The sequence below is a fragment of the Ruegeria sp. THAF33 genome, assembly GCF_009363615.1.
Classification (GTDB): domain Bacteria; phylum Pseudomonadota; class Alphaproteobacteria; order Rhodobacterales; family Rhodobacteraceae; genus Ruegeria.
Genome location: NZ_CP045384.1, coordinates 3,203,798 through 3,224,639, shown reverse-complemented (window position 1 = coordinate 3,224,639; position 20,842 = coordinate 3,203,798). Strand labels below are relative to the sequence as shown.

Here is a 20,842-nt window from a genome sequence, read left to right as displayed (position 1 = left end):
ATATGTATTCCTTGCCCTTATCGCGATGATGAGGCAGGGAAATCGACATGACTGATTTCATGACCTGCGCCCGCGCTGCCGAACAGGCGATGCGCACCGTGTTTCCGGCAACACCGTTGCAACGGAATGCCCATTTGTCTGACCGTTATGGGGCCGATATCTGGCTTAAGCGCGAAGACCTCAGCCCAGTGCGGTCTTACAAGATCCGTGGTGCGTTCAATGCCATGCGAAAGCAGCAGGGGCAGGACCTATTTGTCTGTGCCAGTGCTGGCAACCACGCGCAGGGCGTGGCGTTCATGTGCAAGCATTTGGACGTGCGCGGCGTGATCTTCATGCCGGTGACGACGCCGCAGCAGAAAATCCAAAAGACCCGCATTTTCGGTGGTGACAATATCGAGATCCACCTGACTGGCGACTATTTCGATGATACTCTGGCCGCCGCGCAAGCATGGTGCGCGCAGCAGGGCGGGTATTTCCTGTCACCCTTCGATGACGCTGATGTCATTGAAGGCCAGGCCTCATTGGCGGTCGAGATCGAAGAGCAAATGGGCGGTGTGCCGGATCACGTCGTTTTGCCGGTTGGCGGCGGCGGCATGTCCTCGGGCGTGGCAACATGGTTTGGGGATCGCAGCCATTGTCTGTTTGTCGAACCGGCTGGTGGTGCCTGTTTGCGCGCTGCACTGGCTGCGGGGCATCCAGTGTCGCTGGATCATGTGGATACCTTCGTCGATGGCGCTGCGGTCGGCCGCATCGGCGAGAAACCGTTCGAGTTGTTGAAATCACGCCACCTGTCGGATGTGCTGGTTCTGTCCGAGGACCGAATCTGCACCACCATGATCGAGATGCTGAATGTCGAAGGCATCGTTCTGGAGCCCGCCGGCGCGCTGGCGATCGAAGCGGTGGGCGATATTCAAAGCTTTGTGCGGGGCAAGACCGTGGTCTGCGTAACATCCGGTGGCAATTTCGATTTCGAACGCCTGCCCGAGGTCAAAGAACGCGCCCAACGCTATTCCGGGGTGAAGAAGTATTTCATCCTGCGCCTGCCGCAGCGCCCTGGCGCGCTGAAAGAGTTTCTGGGTATTCTCGGCCCCGAGGACGATATCGCCCGCTTTGAATACATGAAGAAATCGGCGCGCAATTTCGGTTCGGTCCTGATCGGGATTGAAACTCGCAAGCCTGAAAACTTCATGCGTCTGTTTGCGCATCTGGATGAGGCAGGGTTCACCTACACCGATATAACAGAAGACGAAACTCTGGCGCAGTTCGTGATTTAATCCAGATTCTGGCGCATCTCAGCCTCGAACTTCTGTTTCGAACTGTCAAATATGGCCAGAATAGCGGGCAGATCGACATCCTCGCCCTGACCCGCGGCCGCCTGCCGTTCGCCGTCCTGACAGAGTTTCGAGAACTGGTCGAATCCAAGACTGAGCGCGCTGCCCTTCAGGAAATGCAGATTCTGTTCCAGCTCGGACCGGCTTGTATCCTGATGCAGGCGGGCGATGACCTCCTGCACTTCTTCCAGAAAGATGTCGACCACCTCATCAAACTCATCCGGGCCAACCTCGTCCCGCAATTGTCGGACTCTGCCCCAGTGGATCATACTGCGTCACCTGCCGTTGAACATGCGTTTTCAGGAATAGGCAACACCAGTAAAAACCGGGTTAACAGCCCAGCGGGATTGCGGCCTTCGGTCTTCACCGGATGTTAAAACCGTCGCTACTAGGATCGCCCTGTGTGAATGAACGCATCAGGTCAGAGGGTAAATGGTACCAAGGGCGAGTCTTAAGGAAACCAGATCAGATCTGGATTTCGGCGCGATCCGTAAGGTGCTGGTGGTTGATGACAGCCGTCTGCAGCGGCGCATCCTGGTCGCATCGCTCAGAAAATGGGGCTTTGAGGTGGTCGAGGCCGATACGGGCGATGCCGCCCTGGCGCATTGTCTGGACGATCCGCCCGATCTTGTTCTCAGCGATTGGGTCATGCCGGGGATGAGCGGGCTTGAGTTCTGCAATGCGTTTCGCGCCCTGGATACCGATCAATATTGTTATTTCATCCTTCTGACTTCCAAAAGTGAAAAGCAGGAGGTTGCGCGCGGACTTGATGCCGGGGCAGACGATTTTCTGATCAAACCCCTTGAGGCGGATGAATTGCGGGCGCGCATATCCGCAGGCGCGCGCATTCTGGACATGCAGCGCGAGCTTTCACAGAAAAACCGCCTGATCGAATCCGCGCTGGAAGAACTCAGGCTGGCGCATGACGCGATCGACAAGGACCTCATTCAGGCCCGAAAAATCCAGGAATCGCTGGTCCCGGAATTTACGCGGAGCTTTGGAAAATCCCGGGTCAGCCTGTTGTTGAAACCCTGCGGCCATATCGGTGGGGACCTTGTTGGCATGTTCTCACCCGGGGTCAATCGGCTGGGGTTCTACAGCATAGATGTATCCGGGCATGGCATCACCTCGGCCATGATGACGGCGCGTCTGGGCGGTTATCTTTCCAGCAAGCATTTCGATCAAAACGTCGCAATGGAGAAGAGGTTCAACAAATTCTATGCACTGCTGCCTCCGGAAGACGTCGCAAGCATGCTCAATTCCCGATTGATGGCGGATGAAGGGATCGAGGAATATTTCACGATGGTCTACGCCATTGTGGATCTTCGAAACGGGCATCTCAAGATGGTGCAGGCCGGGCATCCGTATCCGCTTCTGCTGCGGCAGGATGGCAGCACTGAATTTCTGGGCGATGGCGGGTTGCCGATCGGGCTGATCGAAGATGCGAGTTTTCAGCAAATCGAGATTCACATGAAACCCGGCGACAAACTGTTGGTGTATTCGGACGGATTTACCGAATGTCAGCTTGCCGAAGGCGGTTTGCTGGAGGAAGACGGTTTGCGACAGATGGCCCAGCAGTGCATTTCTGAAAAGGGCGGGTCGGAGTTTCTGGACGACATGTTCTGGCGATTGACCCAGGAGATTTCGCCCAAAGATGGCATTGGGGATGACGTATCCGCCGTTTTCTTTGAATATAACGGGCCTTAAAGCGAACTGAGATGCATTTCCGCAAAGTGCCGGTCACCGTCATTGCCCAGCAATTCAACGGCATCGGCGGCTTCCATCCACAGTGCTTCGTGGAATGCCTCGCTCGGCGGGCCTTTGCGGCGTACGGGACGGGCGCGGTAGATCAGGCAGACCTTTTCGGCCCACAGATCGTATTCGGGCATATAGGTGAACCGGCGAAAAGCGCCGATGCGACGCGGGTTGGCAACATGCCACCCGGTTTCTTCATAGACTTCGCGATGCAAGGCCGAAATCGGTGATTCGCCCGGATCGATGCCTCCACCCGGCAATTGCAGATCCGGGCCCGGTTCGGTCTGACAGGTCAACAGCAATTGGCCGCCGCGTGGCAAAAGGGCATATACGCCCACCCTTCGGGTGTATTTCCGCCCCGTCTCGGGGGTTTCACCGAACCGCCTGATCATGTATGGCCCCTTTCAACCCGATCTGTACGACCTATATGGTGCCGGTATGCCAACCCGTGGCGTGTAAGGAAACCCCATGTCTCTTGGAACAAAAATCGCGTGGGACGATACCGTCCTGCCCTTTCAACTTGATGCATCCGACATGCGCGGCCGCGTGGCCCGTCTGGATGGCGTGCTGGATGGTATCCTGAAACAGCATGACTATCCCGAGCAGGTCGAGGCGCTTGTGGCCGAGATGGCCTTGCTGACCGCGTTGATCGGCCAAACGGTTGCGTTGCGCTGGAAACTGTCGTTGCAGGTACAGTCCAAAGGGGCGGTGCGCATGATCGCAACCGACTATTATGCGCCGCAGGAAGAGGGCCAGCCCGCCCAGATACGGGCTTATGCCAGCTTTGACCGGGACAGGCTTTCCAATTCCGCGCCTTTCGATCAGGTGGGCGAAGGGTATTTTGCCATCATGATCGATCAGGGAGAGGGCACGCAGCCGTATCAGGGCATCACTCCGCTGGCCGGTGGATCGCTGAGCGCCTGCGCCGAGTCGTATTTTGCGCAATCCGAACAGCTGCCGACGCGGTTTTCGCTGAGCTTCGGCAAATCGACCGAGCCGGGCGTGGGCGAGCATTGGCGTGCAGGCGGCATCATGCTGCAACACATGCCCAAAGCGTCGCCCTTTGCCGCGTCGGGTGAAGGAACCGGTGACATCCTGACCGCTGCCGATCTGGTCGATGGCGAAGAAGGTGAAAACTGGGGTCGCGTCAATATCCTGCTGGATACCGTCGAGGATTTGGAGATGATCGGCCCCTCTGTTGCGCCGACCGACCTTCTGGTTCGCCTGTTTCACGAGGAACAGCCGCGTGTCTATGATGCGCAGTCCGTGCAATTTGGCTGCACCTGTTCCGAGGATCGTGTGCGACAGAGCCTGTCGATCTATTCGGCCAAGGATATCGAAAAAATGACCACGCCCGAGGGCGAAGTCACCGCGGATTGTCAGTTCTGCGGGGCTCATTATGTGTTGGACCCGGCGACTGTCGGATTCGATGCCGAAGACCCCAAAGGTGCATGACCCGGTTGAAAAGATCCGGGCGGCCCTGCGCCGCCCCGGTCACGGGTCCAGCGACTTTGACCTGAACCCGGATACCGTTCTGCCGCCCGGACGACGGTTGCGACCCGCCGGTGTTCTGGTGGCCATTTCCCTGGCTGATGACACACCGCAGGTCATCCTGACCAAACGCTCATCCGCGCTGAAGCATCACCCGGGCCAGATCGCCTTTCCCGGTGGCAAACAGGACGAAACCGATGCTGATGTTACGGCTGCGGCTCTGCGGGAAGCTGAGGAAGAGATCGGCCTGCCCCCTGAAATGCCCGAGATCCTGGGATTTCTGCCGACGCATGAGACCGTGACCTCGTTCACAGTAACACCGGTTGTCGCAGTTTTGCGGGACAGGTTCCAACCCGTGCCTGAACCCGGCGAAGTGGACGAAGTTTTCTCGACCCCCCTTGCCCATCTTTTGAATCCTGAGAATTATCTGGTCGAGTCACGCCGATGGCGCGGCCAGAGACGCAGATACTACGCAGTTCCGTACGGCCCCTATTACATTTGGGGCGCGACCGCGCGCATATTGCGCGGGCTTGCTGCACGGGTGAATGAATGATGCGGATTGACGAAGCCTGGATCAGTGAACCAGCGACGCAAAAGGTCTGTTCGGCCCTGACCTCATCCGGGGCTCAGGCGCTTTTCGTGGGTGGATGCGTGCGCAACGCGCTGCTTGGCGCACCGGTTTCAGATATCGACATTGCCACCGATGCAAGGCCCGGGCAGATCGTCGAGCTGGCGCAGGCTGCCGGGCTCAGGGCCATTCCGACCGGCATCGAGCATGGTACGATCACGGTGGTCAGCGCGGGCATCCCGCACGAGGTCACCACCTTCCGCCGTGACGTGGAAACCGATGGCCGTCGCGCGGTGGTGGCATTTTCCGATCATGTCGAAGAAGACGCGGCGCGAAGGGATTTCACCATGAACGCGCTCTATGCCCAACCCGATGGCACCGTTCTGGACCCTCTCGGTGGTCTTCCCGACCTCGAGGCCCGGTTGGTGCGGTTCATCGGAACCGCCGAGAACCGCATTCGCGAAGACTATCTCCGCTCGCTTCGCTACTTCCGTTTTCACGCCTGGTACGGGGATCCGGATGGCGGTTTCGACCCCGATGCCCTGGCCGCCATCGGCGCCAATCTTGACGGGCTGGAGTCGTTGTCGCGCGAGCGGATCGGGGCAGAGCTGCTGAAATTGCTGGCGTCACCTGATCCGGCCCCCGCCGTTGCGACCATGCGCAGTACCGGTGTCTTGGCCCGGGTGCTGCCGCGGGCGGACGATCGGTCATTGGCCCCTTTGATCGCGCTGGAACAGGCGGCTGGCGCCGATCCCGATCCGGTGCGTCGTCTGGCAGCCATTGCCTCGCCCGATGATGCCGCGACATTGCGGTTGAGCCGTTCGCAGTTGCAACGCCTGATCAGGATGCGTGAAGAAGCACAGTCCACAACCAGTATTGCTGAACTGGGATACCGCTATGGCGATGAAGGGGGATTGCACGAGACGCTTTTGCGCTGCGCCTTTCTGGAACAACCCTGGTCCGAAGATTTGCGGCGCGATCTGCATGCAGGCGCAGCAGCGCGTTTCCCTGTCCAGGCCAGAGATCTGATCCCCAACTTCACCGGCCCGGCGCTGGGCAAGAAGCTGGCCGAGCTGGAAAAACGCTGGATCGCATCCGGTTTTTCGCTGTCACGCGAAGAGTTGTTGGCACATTAGCGCGAAGTCTCAAAAGGGGATGACATCTCGGATCCTTTGTGCTTAGGTGCGCCTGTCACATGGATGGAGGAATGCGAATGTATTACGGGATCTGGTTCGGCTAAAGCCGGGACACTTGCCCCGTAAAGGGTGGTGTTCAGGCGCCATCTTTCTTCGCACGTCTATTTTCCTGCTCAATCGGAGCACTTTCCATGTTTCGCTATTTCGAAAACCTTGTTGACCCTTTTGTTGCCTACCGTGAGGCTGACGCACCGCCGACGCGGTTGTGGCCCTTCATGCTGGATTATTCGCGGCCCTTTTTTCGGGTATTTTTCTGGGCGGCGCTGGTTTCCATAATCGTCGCGGGTGTTGAAATCGGGCTGATCTACTACATGGGTCGCGTAGTGGATCTGTTGGGCGGCACGCCGGCAGAGGTCTGGCAAAATCACGGAACGGAATTGCTGCTGATGGCAGCCTTTGTGTTGCTGTTGCGTCCGCTTCTGCATTTGGTCGACGTACTTCTGCTGAACAATACGATTTTGCCGAACTTTGGTACGCTGATCCGTTGGCGTGCGCACAAACACGTGTTGCGTCAGTCGGTTGGCTGGTTCGAAAACGACTTTGCCGGGCGGATTGCAAACCGGATCATGCAGACACCTCCAGCGGCGGGTGAAGTGGTCTTTCAGGTTTTTGACGCGATTTCCTTTTCGTTGGCCTATTTGATCGGTGCGGCGATCCTGCTGTATGCGGCGGATCCGCGTTTGTTGATCCCGTTGCTGATCTGGTTCGGATTCTACGCCATACTGGTGCGCTGGACCGTTCAGCGTGTTGGTCCGGCGTCAAAAGCGGCCTCGGATGCGCGTTCGACGGTCACGGGGCGAGTGGTGGACAGCTATACCAACATCCATTCGGTCAAAATGTTTGCCCATGGCCCGCAAGAGCTGGACTATGCCCGCGAGGCGATTGAGGAAACCCGTCGGACATTTCAGATCGAAATGCGGATTTTCACTATTATGGATGCCGTTCTGGTCACTTTGAACGGTATGCTGATCGTGGGTGTTGTGGGCTGGGCGATTGCCTTGTGGATGCAAGGCAGCGCTTCGGTCGGTGTCGTTGCGGCGGCTACCGCCTTGACCCTGCGCCTGAATGCCATGACCGGATGGATCATGTGGGCCCTGACCAGCTTTTTCCGCCAACTTGGTATCGTGTCCGAGGGGATGGAGACCATTGCCCAGCCCATCGACTTGCTTGATGCGCCTGACGCGAAACCCTTGCGGCTTACCAAAGGTGAGATCCAGATCCGCGACCTCTCGCATCACTATGGTCGCGAGGCCGGCGGTTTGGACCATATCGACCTGACCGTCCAGCCCGGCGAAAAGATCGGTTTGATCGGTCGTTCCGGTGCTGGCAAATCGACCCTAGTAAAGCTGCTTTTACGGTTCTACGACGTCGAACGCGGTGCGATTTACATTGACGGTCAGAACATTGCACATGTCACCCAGGACAGTCTGCGCAGCCATATCGGTATGGTTCAACAAGACAGCGCCTTGCTGCATCGCTCGGTCCGCGACAACATCCTTTATGGCCGGCCAGATGCGTCCGAGGCGCAGATGATCGCCGCCGCCAAACAGGCCGAAGCACATGAGTTCATCCTCGATTTGCAAGATCCGCAGGGTCGGACCGGGTACGACGCGCATGTCGGTGAACGGGGGGTGAAGCTGTCAGGTGGCCAGCGGCAGCGTGTGACGCTGGCGCGGGTGATCCTGAAGGATGCGCCGATCTTGTTGTTGGATGAGGCGACATCCGCCCTAGATTCCGAGGTCGAAGCGTCAATTCAGGAAACCCTATACGGCATGATGCAAGGAAAAACCGTGATCGCCATTGCCCACAGGCTCAGTACCATCGCGCAGATGGATCGCATTCTGGTGATGGATGCAGGCCGTATCGTCGAGGAAGGCACGCATTCCGATCTTCTGGCGCAAGGTGGCCTTTACGCCCAATTCTGGGCGCGGCAATCTGGTGGTTTCATGAACCCGGAGGCTGCTGAATGAGGATTGCCGACCTCATCTATCCGTTCAGGAACATCGAAACGCCCCCACCGCAGACGTTGGGGGCGTTCATCCGCTGGAGCCTGTCCGGGGCGTGGCCAATGCTGTTTGTTGCGGCGTTCTTCTCGGCCATTGCAGGCGCGATGGAGGCGGTCACGGCTTGGATACTGGGCCGCGTGATTGATGTGGCGACCGCCAGCGGGCCCGAGAATTTTCTGACCGCTGCCAATATGTGGATGATCCTCGGTGCGGTCGCTTTCTTCATGTTGCTTCGCCCGATCCTGTTTGGCCTGTCATCCTTGTCGAACAACTACATTGTCATGCCAAACATCACACCTTTGGTTCTGGCCAAGCTGAACCGTTGGACCCTGGGTCAGTCGGTGACCTATTTCGACGATGATTTTGCCGGTCGGATCGCGCAAAAGCAGATGCAGACATCGAACGCCATGGCTTCGGTCGTGTCGGAAACGATCAGCGCGATTGTGTTTGCCCTGGCGTCTCTAGTGGGGTCTTTGCTTTTGTTGGGGTCTATTCATCCTTTGGTGATGCTGCCCTTCGCAGCATGGCTGGCTGTGTATTTCATGCTGGTGCGCTGGTATCTGCCGCGCATCCGCAAACGTTCCGCCGCGCGGGCCGGGGCGCGGGCGATGGTGTCTGGGCAGGTGGTCGATACGATCACCAACATCAAAACCGTGAAGCTGTTCGCCCACTCGGAATTCGAAGATCAGGCGGCGCGTGAATCGATGGTGGATCTGCGTGAAAAATCGCTTGATTTTGGCAAGTTGTCGGCAAGTTTCCGGTTTATCCTCATGACACTGGCCGGTGTCCTGCCTGTCTTGCTGCTGGGCGCGACCTTGTGGCTGTGGCAGGGCGGCATGGCGACCGCCGGGGATATCGTGGCTGCCGGGGCGGTTTCGATCCGTATTGCTCAGATGACCGGTTGGGTCAGTTTCACCTTGATGGGGCTGTATGCCAATGTCGGTGAAATCGAAAACGGGATGAAAACGCTGGCCAAGCGCGACCGGGTCGAAGATATGCGCGGGGCGAAGGACCTTGACGTGACCGAAGGGTCGATTTCTTTCGAAGGCGTCAGCTTTGCTTACGGTCGCGATATCGGTGGCGTCACGGATTTGAGCCTAACCGTCAACCCGAGCGAAAAACTGGGCATTGTCGGAGCATCCGGGGCGGGGAAATCCACGCTGGTCTCACTGTTGCTTAGGCTCTATGACAGGGAAAGTGGCGCCATTTGTATCGATGGCCAGGACGTGTCACAGGTAACGCAGGACAGCCTGCGCCGACAGATAGGAATGGTCACGCAGGAAACGGCGATGTTCAACCGGTCTGCTCGTGAGAACATTCTGTATGGCCGGCCGGACGCCTCAGAGGCCGAGATGATCGAGGCCGCAAAAAAGGCCGAAGCGCATGATTTCATCCTGAGTCTTGAAGATGCTCATGGTCGAAAAGGCTATGATGCTCATCTGGGTGAACGGGGCGTGAAACTCAGCGGCGGGCAGCGACAACGGATCGCTCTGGCGCGCGCCATTTTGAAAGATGCGCCGATTCTGGTTCTCGACGAAGCGACATCGGCGCTGGATTCCGAGGTTGAAGCTTCGATTCAGACCGCGCTACATCGGGTGATGCAGGGCAAAACGGTTCTGGCCATTGCGCACCGACTGTCGACACTCAGCGAAATGGACCGGATTGTAGTTTTGGACGAGGGCCGGATCGTCGAAACCGGAACGCATGAGGCGCTGCTGGACCTGGGCGGCCTATATGCGCGGTTCTGGCACCGACAGTCGGGCGGGTTCATTCAGGCGGAAGCTGCGGAATAAGGGTTTTTTTGCTGCGAAAGCCCGGCTATCAGGCCTCTCATGACGCAGCAATTCACAATCACAAGGCTTGGACATCAGGGCGACGGTATTGCCGATGGCCCTGTTTACGCCCCTCGTACCCTTCCCGGTGAGATCGTCAGCGGCACCCTTGTCGGTCAGCAAGTGACCGATATCCGGGTCGAGACACCGTCCGAACACCGTGTCAAAGCCCCTTGCCGCCACTACAAAGCGTGCGGTGGCTGCCAGTTGCAGCACGCATCCGATGCATTTGTGACCGACTGGAAATTGCAAGTCGTCCGCAAGGCGCTGATGGCGCAGGATCTCAAAGCTCCACTGCGCCCGATACACACATCGCCCGAACAGTCACGTCGGCGGGCTACGATTGCCGTAAGGCGCACGAAAAAGGGCACGTTGGCGGGGTTTCACGGTCGTGCATCCGGCACGATCACCGAGATACCCGCTTGCCGCTTGCTTGACCCGGCCTTGATCGCGGCCATTCCCGTGGCCGAGGCGTTGGCCACCCTGGGCGCAAGTCGCAAGGGTGTTTTGGCTGTCACGCTTACACTGTCCGAAGCTGGTCTGGATGTGGCCGTAACAGGTGGCAAACCGCTGGACGGCCCCTTGGAACTGGCGTTGGCGCAGGCGACCGAGAAACATGGGCTGGCCCGGCTCAGTTGGGATGATGAGGTTATTGCCATGCGGCATGCGCCGGTTCAGCGCTTTGGAGCAGCCGGAGTCACGCCACCCCCCGGAGCTTTCTTGCAAGCAACAAAGGACGGAGAAAAGGCTCTGTTAAAGGCAGTTTCCGAGGCTACACGGGGTGCGAAACGTATCGTTGACCTGTTTGCGGGCAGCGGAACGTTCTCTTTGCCGTTGGCGGAAAGCGCCGAAGTTCACGCGGTTGAAGGCGAGGCCGCCATGATCGAGGCGCTGGAACAGGGCTGGCGCAGGGCACAAGGGCTGAAACGCGTAACGACCGAGGCCCGTGACCTGTTCCGCCGCCCGCTGATGCCGGACGAGTTGAAATCTTTCGACGCCATTGTTCTGGATCCGCCTCGTGCCGGTGCCGAAGCTCAGGTAGATGAGATTGCACAGGCGCAACGCCCGGTGATCGCCTATGTCTCGTGCAATCCCGTCACCTTTGCGCGTGATGCGAAAACGCTGGTTAACGCGGGTTACACCCTTGAATGGGTACAGGTCGTTGACCAATTTCGATGGTCAACACATACGGAACTTGCTGCGCGGTTTGTTCTGAACGCAGCATCTTGATCTTACCGGGGAAACTGACACATGGGGTCCAAACAGCGTTTGCTGAATATTATCGAAGCGCCCGTTTTCGGGCGGTTCATAACGGCCGTGATCATTTTCAATGCCATTCTTTTGGGGATGGAGACATCGCCGACCCTGATGGAACTGGCCGGCCCCTTGATCGTGGCGCTGGACAGGCTTTGCCTGGCGATCTTTGTGGCTGAAATTTCCATGAAACTGATTGCCACCGGGCGCAGGTTCTTCACGAATGGCTGGAACATATTCGATTTCCTGATCGTTGGAATTGCCCTGGTTCCCAGCGCCGGAGGTCTGTCGGTGCTGCGCGCCCTGCGAATTCTGCGGGTGTTGCGCGTGATTTCCGTGGCGCCTCGTCTGCGTCGCGTGGTCGAAGGGTTCATCTCGGCCCTTCCCGGCATGGCCAGCGTGTTTCTGCTGATGGCAATTCTGTTCTATATCGGTGCGGTAATCTCGACCAAGCTGTTTTCGGCATCGTTCCCGGATTGGTTCGGCGATCTGGGCCTGTCTGCTTATACGCTGTTCCAGATCATGACGTTGGAAAGCTGGTCGATGGGCATCGTGCGCCCGGTGATGGAGGTCTATCCCTATGCCTGGGTCTTCTTTGTTCCCTTCATCATGGTCACGACCTTTGCGGTGGTGAACCTGTTGGTGGGTCTGATCGTCAATTCGATGCAGGATGCCCATCATGCCGAGGATGAGGTTAAAACCGATGCCTATCGCGATGAGGTTCTGGAACGGCTGGAAAGCATCGAACGTCGACTGGCCGAGCAGTCGAACATCAAAAAGTGATTTCAGTTTTTCCCTTTTTTGGCATAATGATCGAAAAAAAGCAGAGCAGGCAGTGAAACATGGATCGTCGAGTATTCGGTTTAGGCGCGCTGGCAACGCTGAGCCTTTCGGCTTGTGCCTCTAGCGGCCCAAGATTTCTGACTTATGACGGACCCGAGGTGACCTCTTTGGTGGTCAACAAGGGCACGCGCAAACTTTACTTGTTGCACAACGAAAAGATCCTCAGGGAATATGACGTCGATTTGGGGTTTGCGCCGAATGGAACAAAGAACCAGCGCGGTGACGGCAGAACGCCCGAGGGCACCTATCTGATTGACCGTCGCAACCCCAGAAGCCGGTATCACCTATCCCTGGGCATTTCTTATCCCAACTCGCAGGATGTCGCCAAAGCCAAGGCTGCGGGCGTTGATCCGGGTGGGGATATCTTCATCCACGGTGAACCCAATCTGCGCTCAGAGCGGAGACGCGCAAAAAAGAAGCGGGATTGGACAGCTGGATGCATCGCAGTCAAGAATGACGAAATCGAAGAGATTTATGCGATGGTCAACAAAGGTACGCTGATAACCCTGCGCCCTTAGGCCGATCCTGGCGCCCAGTCACTGAATCCGAATGCTTCATAGTCGCGCTGATAGGCTTCAACCGCCAGCGCTTCGAGGTTTTTGTCGTAGATCAGGTGCAAAGCGTATGGTTCATCCGGTGCACAGGAGCCAGGCTGAGGCGGGTTTGAATGCCCCATACTACGCGCCAGATCCGGCAAGGCCGTCACCAGATCCTCTTCTCTCAGAATCAGATCGGGCATAGTGAAGGATGCGATTCCCTCCAACGTCCTGGACTGGCTGCACCACGTGCCGTCCACACGGACCGGTGTCTGCCCGTTGAGGTTGAGGCGTAGAAAGTCCAGAAAGCCCGAAAAAGCTTCGCGGTGTTGTTCGACAGAATAATTGTTGTCCCGCACTTGCCCCGGGATCGGCAGCTTAAGCCGGTTGCGAAGGTAATTCCGCACCATCTTATAGCTGCCCGGCCCCGTATTCAGAATATGACTGCAAAATGCCGTATGTGCCCGGGCCAGAGGGTGACGCAGAACAGTGAATTGCCGATGTCCGGGATGGCCCTGTTTCCATGAGCGGACCTGTTTGCGGTTTCGATCCGTGATCAGCTTGTCGGTCTGACATCCGTCCAGATCAGCGAGCCATTGCACGATAACAGGCTCTATTCCGCCCCGAATGGGCAAATACATCAAAGGAGACCTTGCAGCGGCAACATAAAGCGGTACAGCCGCGCCGCGCTGCGGCTCAAAGCTTGTTGACCGATGCAATCCGAACCGATCCTGATCGCACAGGGCTTGTTTCATTTCATCAGGATTGGTGACCTTCGACAATGCCGGCGCCGGGTTTTGCGGTTTCAGGGTATCATCCAGTCGGGTCAGCCGACCCTCAACCCCCAGCCATACAGCCAGCCCGTTTATGACCTCCAGCTCGGTCAGGTCGTCATAGTGAATGAAGAACCCGGTTTGGCCTGTCTTTTGCAGGTGCCGTTGCACCATAAGCCGATGGTCTTGCAGCTGGTTCAGGTAATCCGAAAACTCGTCGGCGTCGAAGTCAACCTGCGCGTCGACACGGCGTTTCACATTCTTCAGCAGCCACTGCTGCGTTTTCTGTGCTATTTTCAGCGACAGGTAACTGTCCAATGGGTTGCGGGTCAGAATGATCTTGGCACAGCGCGGGTCGTTCAGCATAGGTTTCAGGATACGTGGGTCATGGTCTTCGAAATATCGGAAGCCATTGATGTCACCCGGTGCTGATTTGATGGCCTTGAGCATTCGCATGGGGTCCGCATCCCGGTCTTCCAGCGAAAGGCCAAGCAGATGATCGGATTTCAGGCTGCCCGCAAAATGCGGATTGAACGCCTCTCCGTGACAGGTGACCCCGTCCAGCGCGTTCAGGTTGGCCTCAAGCAGGTTCGAACCTGTGCGCATGGCGGCCAGAATCACGAAGTAGTCAAATTGGGCTGACATGGGCAATCACTGCACCAGATACGGTTTTCGATATGGCTTTTCCTGGCGACCGAACACATCGTCCGCCGGGAAATCACCCATCAGATATGGGTGCATTCCCTGATTCTTGAGGTTTTGCAGGAACTTCCCGAATCCGGACAGATCGACCATGGTTGGCACTTCGGTCAGATGGCTGGTCTGCTGCATGCCGATTTCTTCTAGAATACCCTGCAAGGCATCCATCGGAGATTCAATGAAGTCGGCCAGCGTCCAACTGCGCATCCGCGCCTTGGTCCAGACCGATGTCAGCACCTCCAGCTGCTTGGTTTCAATCTGTTGCAGGCGCGCCGCTTCACTCCGGATTTCCGAGAAGTTCATATTGGATCGGAACAATGGGATCGCCCAAGCGCCGGTGATGACCGAAATCTGAGCGTTCTTGTCCCGCGCCAAAAACCAGTTGATTTCCTGAGTGTCCCGCGGGCTGAACTGGAAACACTGGCGCTCGCCCCGCGTATTCCAGATCAGGTTCGACAAAAAGGCGGTCGGGTTATAGTCCCGCAGCGCCGCACTGTCGCTGAGGGCGCCATTTGTTATGGCTTCTCCTTGCGAAAACTCGGCGCGTTCCGGCCCGAATAGATGCCCGTGGACTCTGGCTCCGGTGGTTGCGGCCAACCAAGGTTCGAAATCCTCGAACAATTCCGAAAAGCCTTGGAATACGGAATATTGTGACGATGTCAGACCGTTTTCACTGCCATGGCGGGGAAACCGGCTTTGCATATACAGCCCGTCGCGCCCACGAGTTCGCCGTTCCACCGCTTTGGAAAATACGCGATCGATCTTGCCCGGATTGGGTTCCGCCGGTTTCATCGCCCCGGCCTGATCTGTCAGGAATGCCTGGTACAATCGCTCTGCGCGGGGCCAGATTTTTCGGGCGACAAAACAATCCGATCGACGCAGCAATTGCAGATGATCGTCATAAAAGATGTGCGGGCGGCCCTGGTAATCGAATTTGGATAGGGTCAGGGACCTGCTTTCAATATGCGTGGAATACAACCGCGCAAGCGTCTGGAAATAGCTTTCATCCGGAATCCAGACATGACGGAAATACTTGTCATACAGCTTGCGCCTGGGGTCTTGAAGGATTGCCGACAGCGTTTGGCGGGTCAGGCACCACCACTGGCTTCCCATATGCGGAACCAGGCCGTCGGGGATTTTCCTGCGAAACCCTATCAGACGCTGAAGTTTTACATATGTGTCGAATAGTTTGCGATGCTTGCGCCACGAAAACGGAAACCGCAAGGTGAACCGTTCATGATCCAGCCCGCCGATGGTCCAGCTGACATCGGATGTCGTCGCGCTTTCGATGAAATCGACACGCGGCCGGTCAGACAGGTAATCGATCAGTTCCTGAACCGGTCGCAATGGCAGGCAGGCCCCCGAGGCAAGAAATACATGCCGAACTTCGGGGAAACGCTCCAGCATCAACTCGGACGCGCTTTGCGAGGCGGCAACGATACCCCAGCCACCCCAATCGCACCGATGTCGGTCAGAAAACACGATCAATGGATTGTTCGAACAGGACGCAACAAACCGGGAATAAACAGTGTCTGGCACCTTGCGATCCACATGGATGACCACCGGGCATCCCGCTGCTGTCCAGTGTCGCGCGACCTGCTCGGCGCGGTCCAGTGAGGTATGAACCAACATGACAATACCTAGACCGCTCATGCCCAGTTTCCTTTCGACATGAGGCCCAGGATCTCAAGCTGTCGCCAGTTGATATAGGCCTCGGACCACTCGCACCAGAAAACAGGCTTGTCCTCAAGCTGAGTGGCATAGGCCTTGTATTCGCCCGAGCCCCGGTAATGCTGGCCACGCAGCAATTCCTCGCGGGCTTTTTCCCCAAGAGTATTGATCAACTTGGCATGAAGCAGTGACCCGCTGGCTTTTTCGCCGCCCCATTCGTCGTAAACCTGGTTGAGCCCGCGTGGCAAAAGCGAATGGGTCGAGCTGACATAAACATAGCGCCGGTTCCATTTTACCAGCGGAATCTTGTTCAGCGCCGGTGCTTTGGAGGGGTTGTCCTGAAAGAACACGCGCGCCCGTGGGCCCCCTTGAATCCAAAGGTTCTTGTACTCGGGGTTCTTGGTGATCATGTAATTCCCGGGATCGAACCAGCGCGCGATTTCGAACGGGTTCTGACCTTCGGCATAGGGGTCGGCGTCCACCGGACCTTCGGGGTACATGTCGATCAGCATCGTGCCAAAACTGCGCACGGCACTGCCATCCAGCCAATCCGTCAAGGCTCGGATTGGACGGGTGTCGCAGAACGGATAGATGAAGAATTCGTCCGGATCGACGCTCAGCACCCAGTGATCGTGCGCGTATTTGCGCAACAGATAGTTCGACCAGTCCAGGCCATAGCTTGCCCGTTTGTAGCTGGTCGTCGTCCGCCAGACCGAAACGTCAGCCTGTTCTTTCAAAAATTCAAAACTGCCATCATCGCTGTTGTTGTCGACAAACAGAAAATGGTTGATGCCCAGTTTGCGATAATATTCAAGAAAGAAGGGCAGGCGAATTTTCTCGTTCCGCACAACGCTCATCAGCAGGATATCATCACGCCGTATAGCCTGTGTGTTGTTGCTGACTGGCTTGAGCTCGCGGCGTCGTCTGAGGCAGCGCAGAATACGGCGCTTGCGCCGCAATCTCATTTTGTAGGATTCAAACAGGCTCACGTGACTGCCCAACCTTTTTAAAACGCGAGCTTTCCCCGAACCAGCCGTGACCGTTGGCACGACATGGCATTACCGGTTTATGCCATCTTTGCATCTTCTGAAGCAACGTCTTTAAAACCCGCAAACTGTAAACGTGCGGTTGATGCCCTTGTTTTCGTTTTCAATCCCAGCCTCCGCCGTTCATCAGACCCAACTGTTCAAGCTGGCTCCACCCGGTGTAGCGCACCGACTGTGGGGTCCACATGTCCGGCTGGTTGATTATCCCATCGTAGTATGGCCCGAATTGGTCCGGATCATGAAAATGTTGGCGTCGCTGCTTTTCGGTGTTGGATTTCTCGATAACGTCCGGCAGGAACTTCGTGTGCAGCAACACGCCCGACGGGGTATCGCCGCCCGGTCCATCATAGGTTTCGTTCAGACGGCGCGGCAGTGCGGAATGGCATGAGTTCACGTAGGCATAGCGCCGCGACCAGCGCATCAGCGGGATCTTGTTCAGTGTGGGCGATCTTTGCCGCGTTTGCGTAAAGAACATCCGTTCCCGCGCGCCACCCTGCACCCACAGATTGCCCATCGGGCTTTGCCGCTGCGCGCGATACGGTCCTGCATCGAACCAGCACAGCAGATTTGTGGGGTCGGTGTCCGGGTCATAAGCCGCATCACCCAAGGGGCCCTTGGGATAGAGGTCCAGCATCAGCGTCCCGAACCCGATCTTCCCGTGCCGGTCCAGCCAGGTTGTCAGGTCATGCAGGGACCGGGTGTCGCAGTGGGCATAGACCAGCAGTTCATCCGCATCCACCATCAGACACCAGTGGCGGTGGCCATAGCGCATCTGCAACCAGGTCAACCAGTCCAGTCCAAACCGCGATCCACGATAGCTGGAATGGGTTCTCCACACCGAGACATCCGGTTGATCTTGCAGATACTCGGATGATCCATCGTCGCTGCCGTTGTCGACGATCAGAAAATGATCGACGCCCAAGGCGCGATAGTGACGAAAGAACCAGGGCAGGCGGATGATTTCATTGCGCAAGGTGACAAAGGCCAATATGTCACCCCGCTGGATTTGGGGTGTCCGATCCTTCTGGCAGGTCAACTGATGTCGACTTCGCAGCGACCTCCAGAGCAGCCGCCGACGTTTCCAGCGCAACCTGTACTTCCGTGCCCATCCGATCCGGGGAAGTGTCAAAGCAGTGCTGGATGTCACCGGGTCCTCATTTTTCGTAGTGGCCGTTCTGGTGCCAGCGCCAGGCATCTGCGATCATCGTCTCTAACGTGGATCTTTTGGGCTTCCAGCCCAGTTCATTTTCAGCCCGCACAGAACCAGATACCAGCTTGGTGCAATCTCCTGCCCGACGAGGGCCCACTGTATACGGAACGGGACGGTTGGTGACGGACCTGGATTGCTCGATCACCTCAAGAACGGAAAACCCGGACCCGGTGCCTAGATTGAAGACACGGCTGCCTTTGCCCTGTTCCAGCCAGCCCAGCCCCAGAATATGCGCATCTACCAGATCGCAAACATGTACATAATCGCGGATACAGGTGCCGTCGGGCGTATCATAATCCGTGCCAAAGACGGTCAGACCGTCCCGCTTGCCGTCAATCGCGTCCAACATCAGCGGGATCAGATGGGTTTCGGGGCGGTGAAACTCGCCCACTTCGCCTTCGGGGTCTGCACCTGCAACGTTGAAATACCGGAAAATGACATGGCGCAGCCCATGAGCCGCCTCGAAATCCTTGAGGATATCTTCGATCGCGCGTTTTGATGCCCCGTAGGCGTTCAGGGGATACTGCGCCGTGGATTCATCAAGAACCACATTGTCGTGCTCGCCATATGTGGCACATGTGGACGAAAAGACGAAATCCAGACAGCCGGCCGCAACGGCTGCTTCAATCAGATTCAGTGAACCCGTGACATTGTTCGACCAATACACGCCGGGCTGACGCATAGCATCGCCAACCTGGCTGAGCGCCGCGAAATGCATCACTGCATCTGGTTTGTGTTTCGCGAACACCTCATCCAGGCGGTCCCGATCCAAAAGGTCGCCCTGTTCAAAAGGGCCAAATTGCACCGCATCCTGCCAACCCGTGATCAGGTTGTCGTAGGTCACAGGAAGGTAACCTGCCTGCGCAAGCGCCTTGCAGGCATGTGAGCCGATATACCCGGCACCACCGGTGACAAGAATTGTCTTCATGGCATATCCATCGGGGCTGGTTGAGGAACAGTTTCGCCAAAGGCGCCGTCAGAGTCATGGGGAAAAGACGTCACTCCAGCCCCATGGCTGCCATCATCTCTTCAATCTTGGGCACGTCCTGCGGGTTGTTCAGCTCCCAGAACTGACGGCCCCTTGCCTCGACCTCGACGCACAGAACCTTGCGCCCGTTTTCCATGAACCTGAGCTGTTCCAGGCCTTCCAGCTGTTCCAGAGGCCCGGCCGGCCAGCCCGGATACGCCGCAAGGGCGTCGGGCCGATAGGCGTAAACGCCGACATGGTGAAACACGGGTGTCGCTTCATCGCCGGCGTATGTCTGCGACGTGAAGGGGACGACCTCTTTCGAGAAGTACATCGCACTGTGATCGCGTCCGAACACTGCCGTCGTGCCACCGACACGGCCATGCTTGCGGTCGTTCAGCAGACTGTTCAGCGCACTGCCGTCACAGCGCAGGACAGGGGTCGCAACACCGGCATCCGGGGCGGCGCGCAGGCCGGAAACCAGATCTTCGACAAACCAATGCGGGGTCAGCGGAGCGTCGCCTTGCAGGTTGACGATGATGTCATACCCGCCACCCAGAACCTCATGCGCTTCGGCGCATCGTTCGGTGCCGTTCTGACAGGTTTCCGAGGTCATCACGACCTCGGCCCCAAAGCCCTCGGACACGTCGCGAATGCGCTCATCATCCGTCGCAACAACAACGCGATCGACACCCGAGACTGACCTGGCTGCACGCCAGGACCGTTCGATCAGTGTCATGGACGCGCCTTTTGCGCCGGTCAGGGGAACCAGCGGCTTGCCGGGATAGCGGGTCGAAGCGTAACGGGCGGGAATGGCAATCAGAACAGACATCAGGCTTCCTTCAACTCAACACCCGGAGCGTAAGCAATAAAGAACGGATTTGCATAGCCATCCTTGCCATAAAGCAACGGAGTATGGTCGTCAAAACGTACAACCCGGCCACCGGCCCCGGCCAGTACCGCATGGCCTGCCGCCGTATCCCATTCCATCGTGCGCCCGACGCGCGGATAGATATCCGCCTCGCCCGTGGCAACCAGACAGAACTTGAGCGACGAACCCGCGCTTTTGCTGTCCTTCACATGATATTTGTTGATGTAGTCCTCGGTGGCCTGATCCCTGTGGGACTTCGACGCCACGACCAAAAGCCCGGAATTATCCGGTTCAGAGACTGATATGGGTGCCAAAGGACCGGTCTCGTTTTTGTCGAAAGCGCCTGTTTCCTCGACCGCGCGGCCATCAGCCAGCGTGAAGAACATACGACCCCGCGCCGGGGCATAGACCACTCCCCGGGTTGGCACTCCGTTTTCGACAAGCGCGATGTTGACGGTAAAGTCGCCGCGACGGTTGATGAATTCCTTGGTGCCGTCCAGCGGATCAACAATAAGGAAAGTGTCGCCTTTTTCAGAATGCGAAGCGGCCTGTTCTTCGGTGACCAGAAGAGTATCCGGAAATGCCGCACGCAAGCCTGCCGAAATCAATGCGTCAGCGGCTTCGTCTGCCTCGGTCACAGGGCTGGCGTCGGATTTGACTTTGACATCGAAATCATCCGCCTCGTAGATTTCCATGATCTTGTCGCCTGCCTCCAGAGCCAGTCGCCGGATGACGGGAATAAGCGCGTCGTAGGTCACAAAAAAGCTCCGTTCCTGTGGTTTGTTGATCCAAA

At 57.4% G+C, this 20,842-nt stretch carries 19 protein-coding genes; 10 read left to right on the top strand and 9 right to left on the bottom strand.

Translation table 11 applies throughout. The annotated features are described in order from the left end of the window. Positions 1-47: 47 nt before the first annotated feature. Positions 48-1,274, top strand: coding sequence for a threonine ammonia-lyase IlvA (gene ilvA / locus FIU92_RS16170; protein ID WP_152459596.1), 1,227 nt, complete (start codon positions 48-50; stop codon positions 1,272-1,274). On the opposite strand, the gene FIU92_RS16165 is transcribed toward ilvA, so the two are convergent. Continuing rightward, positions 1,271-1,600, bottom strand: coding sequence for an Hpt domain-containing protein (locus FIU92_RS16165; RefSeq protein ID WP_152459595.1), 330 nt, complete (start codon positions 1,598-1,600; stop codon positions 1,271-1,273). The two genes, ilvA and FIU92_RS16165, sit on opposite strands and share 4 nt — an antisense overlap. Positions 1,601-1,763: 163 nt before the next feature. On the opposite strand from FIU92_RS16165, the gene FIU92_RS16160 reads away from it, so the two are divergent. Further along, a complete protein-coding gene (locus tag FIU92_RS16160) occupies positions 1,764-3,038 on the top strand; it encodes a PP2C family protein-serine/threonine phosphatase (protein WP_152459594.1) in 1,275 nt (424 codons plus the stop codon). On the opposite strand, the gene FIU92_RS16155 is transcribed toward FIU92_RS16160, so the two are convergent. Then, on the bottom strand, positions 3,035-3,478 hold the full coding sequence (locus FIU92_RS16155; protein WP_152459593.1) for an NUDIX hydrolase: 444 nt from the start codon (positions 3,476-3,478) through the stop codon (positions 3,035-3,037). The genes FIU92_RS16160 and FIU92_RS16155 overlap by 4 nt on opposite strands. Positions 3,479-3,554: 76 nt before the next feature. Here FIU92_RS16155 and FIU92_RS16150 point away from each other — a divergent pair, with 76 nt between their 5' ends. From FIU92_RS16150 to FIU92_RS16115, 8 genes are all read left to right on the top strand, one after another. After that, positions 3,555-4,541, top strand: a complete 987-nt coding sequence (locus FIU92_RS16150) for an Hsp33 family molecular chaperone HslO (protein ID WP_152459592.1) — start codon at positions 3,555-3,557, stop codon at positions 4,539-4,541. Next, the gene (locus FIU92_RS16145) at positions 4,516-5,130 is read left to right on the top strand and encodes a CoA pyrophosphatase (RefSeq protein WP_152459591.1); all 615 of its coding nucleotides are present in this window, start codon (positions 4,516-4,518) and stop codon (positions 5,128-5,130) included. Before FIU92_RS16150 ends, FIU92_RS16145 begins: the two co-directional genes overlap by 26 nt. Next, positions 5,127-6,281 carry a CCA tRNA nucleotidyltransferase gene (locus tag FIU92_RS16140; RefSeq protein WP_152459590.1) on the top strand — a complete coding sequence of 385 codons (1,155 nt, stop codon included), beginning with the start codon at positions 5,127-5,129 and terminating at the stop codon, positions 6,279-6,281. The genes FIU92_RS16145 and FIU92_RS16140 overlap by 4 nt, the downstream gene beginning before the upstream one ends. A 191-nt stretch (positions 6,282-6,472) precedes the next feature. Then, the gene (locus tag FIU92_RS16135; RefSeq protein WP_152459589.1) at positions 6,473-8,311 is read left to right on the top strand and encodes an ABC transporter ATP-binding protein; all 1,839 of its coding nucleotides are present in this window, start codon (positions 6,473-6,475) and stop codon (positions 8,309-8,311) included. After that, positions 8,308-10,140, top strand: coding sequence for an ABC transporter ATP-binding protein (locus FIU92_RS16130; protein WP_152459588.1), 1,833 nt, complete (start codon positions 8,308-8,310; stop codon positions 10,138-10,140). Before FIU92_RS16135 ends, FIU92_RS16130 begins: the two co-directional genes overlap by 4 nt. 39 nt (positions 10,141-10,179) lie before the next feature. Beyond that, positions 10,180-11,409: a class I SAM-dependent RNA methyltransferase gene (locus FIU92_RS16125; protein WP_152459587.1), complete on the top strand. Its 1,230-nt coding sequence runs from the start codon at positions 10,180-10,182 to the stop codon at positions 11,407-11,409. Between the two features lie 21 nt (positions 11,410-11,430). After that, entirely contained in the window at positions 11,431-12,216 is a 786-nt protein-coding gene (locus FIU92_RS16120) for an ion transporter (protein WP_152459586.1), read from the top strand. A 59-nt stretch (positions 12,217-12,275) separates the two neighbouring features. Next, positions 12,276-12,794 carry a murein L,D-transpeptidase family protein gene (locus FIU92_RS16115; protein ID WP_152459585.1) on the top strand — a complete coding sequence of 173 codons (519 nt, stop codon included), beginning with the start codon at positions 12,276-12,278 and terminating at the stop codon, positions 12,792-12,794. Here FIU92_RS16115 and FIU92_RS16110 read toward each other — a convergent pair. From FIU92_RS16110 to cysQ, 7 genes are all read right to left on the bottom strand, one after another. Then, positions 12,791-14,230 carry a nodulation protein NodH gene (locus FIU92_RS16110; RefSeq protein WP_152459584.1) on the bottom strand — a complete coding sequence of 480 codons (1,440 nt, stop codon included), beginning with the start codon at positions 14,228-14,230 and terminating at the stop codon, positions 12,791-12,793. The genes FIU92_RS16115 and FIU92_RS16110 overlap by 4 nt on opposite strands. A gap of 6 nt (positions 14,231-14,236) precedes the next feature. After that, a complete protein-coding gene (locus FIU92_RS16105) occupies positions 14,237-15,937 on the bottom strand; it encodes a beta-1,6-N-acetylglucosaminyltransferase (protein ID WP_152459583.1) in 1,701 nt (566 codons plus the stop codon). Next, a complete protein-coding gene (locus FIU92_RS16100) occupies positions 15,934-16,920 on the bottom strand; it encodes a glycosyltransferase family 2 protein (protein WP_152459939.1) in 987 nt (328 codons plus the stop codon). Before FIU92_RS16100 ends, FIU92_RS16105 begins: the two co-directional genes overlap by 4 nt. A 184-nt stretch (positions 16,921-17,104) precedes the next feature. After that, positions 17,105-18,148, bottom strand: coding sequence for a glycosyltransferase family 2 protein (locus tag FIU92_RS16095; RefSeq protein WP_371419719.1), 1,044 nt, complete (start codon positions 18,146-18,148; stop codon positions 17,105-17,107). Positions 18,149-18,155: 7 nt separating this feature from the next. Continuing rightward, positions 18,156-19,139 carry a UDP-glucose 4-epimerase GalE gene (gene galE / locus FIU92_RS16090; RefSeq protein WP_152459581.1) on the bottom strand — a complete coding sequence of 328 codons (984 nt, stop codon included), beginning with the start codon at positions 19,137-19,139 and terminating at the stop codon, positions 18,156-18,158. Positions 19,140-19,209: 70 nt separating this feature from the next. Next, positions 19,210-20,010: a 3-deoxy-manno-octulosonate cytidylyltransferase gene (locus FIU92_RS16085; protein ID WP_152459580.1), complete on the bottom strand. Its 801-nt coding sequence runs from the start codon at positions 20,008-20,010 to the stop codon at positions 19,210-19,212. Next, positions 20,010-20,807 (bottom strand): 3'(2'),5'-bisphosphate nucleotidase CysQ, encoded by a 798-nt coding sequence (gene cysQ / locus FIU92_RS16080; RefSeq protein ID WP_152459579.1) that lies wholly within the window; start codon positions 20,805-20,807, stop codon positions 20,010-20,012. The genes FIU92_RS16085 and cysQ overlap by 1 nt, the downstream gene beginning before the upstream one ends. Positions 20,808-20,842: the final 35 nt, after the last annotated feature.

What these genes read in the sequence shown, in the direction of transcription:
- ilvA (WP_152459596.1), top strand. Translation starts at nt 48, where the DNA reads ATGACTGATTTCATGACCTGCGCCCGCGCTGCCGAACAGGCGATGCGC.
- FIU92_RS16165 (WP_152459595.1), bottom strand. Translation starts at nt 1,600, where the DNA reads ATGATCCACTGGGGCAGAGTCCGACAATTGCGGGACGAGGTTGGCCCG.
- FIU92_RS16160 (WP_152459594.1), top strand. Translation starts at nt 1,764, where the DNA reads ATGGTACCAAGGGCGAGTCTTAAGGAAACCAGATCAGATCTGGATTTC.
- FIU92_RS16155 (WP_152459593.1), bottom strand. Translation starts at nt 3,478, where the DNA reads ATGATCAGGCGGTTCGGTGAAACCCCCGAGACGGGGCGGAAATACACC.
- FIU92_RS16150 (WP_152459592.1), top strand. Translation starts at nt 3,555, where the DNA reads ATGTCTCTTGGAACAAAAATCGCGTGGGACGATACCGTCCTGCCCTTT.
- FIU92_RS16145 (WP_152459591.1), top strand. Translation starts at nt 4,516, where the DNA reads ATGCCGAAGACCCCAAAGGTGCATGACCCGGTTGAAAAGATCCGGGCG.
- FIU92_RS16140 (WP_152459590.1), top strand. Translation starts at nt 5,127, where the DNA reads ATGATGCGGATTGACGAAGCCTGGATCAGTGAACCAGCGACGCAAAAG.
- FIU92_RS16135 (WP_152459589.1), top strand. Translation starts at nt 6,473, where the DNA reads ATGTTTCGCTATTTCGAAAACCTTGTTGACCCTTTTGTTGCCTACCGT.
- FIU92_RS16130 (WP_152459588.1), top strand. Translation starts at nt 8,308, where the DNA reads ATGAGGATTGCCGACCTCATCTATCCGTTCAGGAACATCGAAACGCCC.
- FIU92_RS16125 (WP_152459587.1), top strand. Translation starts at nt 10,180, where the DNA reads ATGACGCAGCAATTCACAATCACAAGGCTTGGACATCAGGGCGACGGT.
- FIU92_RS16120 (WP_152459586.1), top strand. Translation starts at nt 11,431, where the DNA reads ATGGGGTCCAAACAGCGTTTGCTGAATATTATCGAAGCGCCCGTTTTC.
- FIU92_RS16115 (WP_152459585.1), top strand. Translation starts at nt 12,276, where the DNA reads ATGGATCGTCGAGTATTCGGTTTAGGCGCGCTGGCAACGCTGAGCCTT.
- FIU92_RS16110 (WP_152459584.1), bottom strand. Translation starts at nt 14,230, where the DNA reads ATGTCAGCCCAATTTGACTACTTCGTGATTCTGGCCGCCATGCGCACA.
- FIU92_RS16105 (WP_152459583.1), bottom strand. Translation starts at nt 15,937, where the DNA reads ATGAGCGGTCTAGGTATTGTCATGTTGGTTCATACCTCACTGGACCGC.
- FIU92_RS16100 (WP_152459939.1), bottom strand. Translation starts at nt 16,920, where the DNA reads ATGAGATTGCGGCGCAAGCGCCGTATTCTGCGCTGCCTCAGACGACGC.
- galE (WP_152459581.1), bottom strand. Translation starts at nt 19,139, where the DNA reads ATGAAGACAATTCTTGTCACCGGTGGTGCCGGGTATATCGGCTCACAT.
- FIU92_RS16085 (WP_152459580.1), bottom strand. Translation starts at nt 20,010, where the DNA reads ATGTCTGTTCTGATTGCCATTCCCGCCCGTTACGCTTCGACCCGCTAT.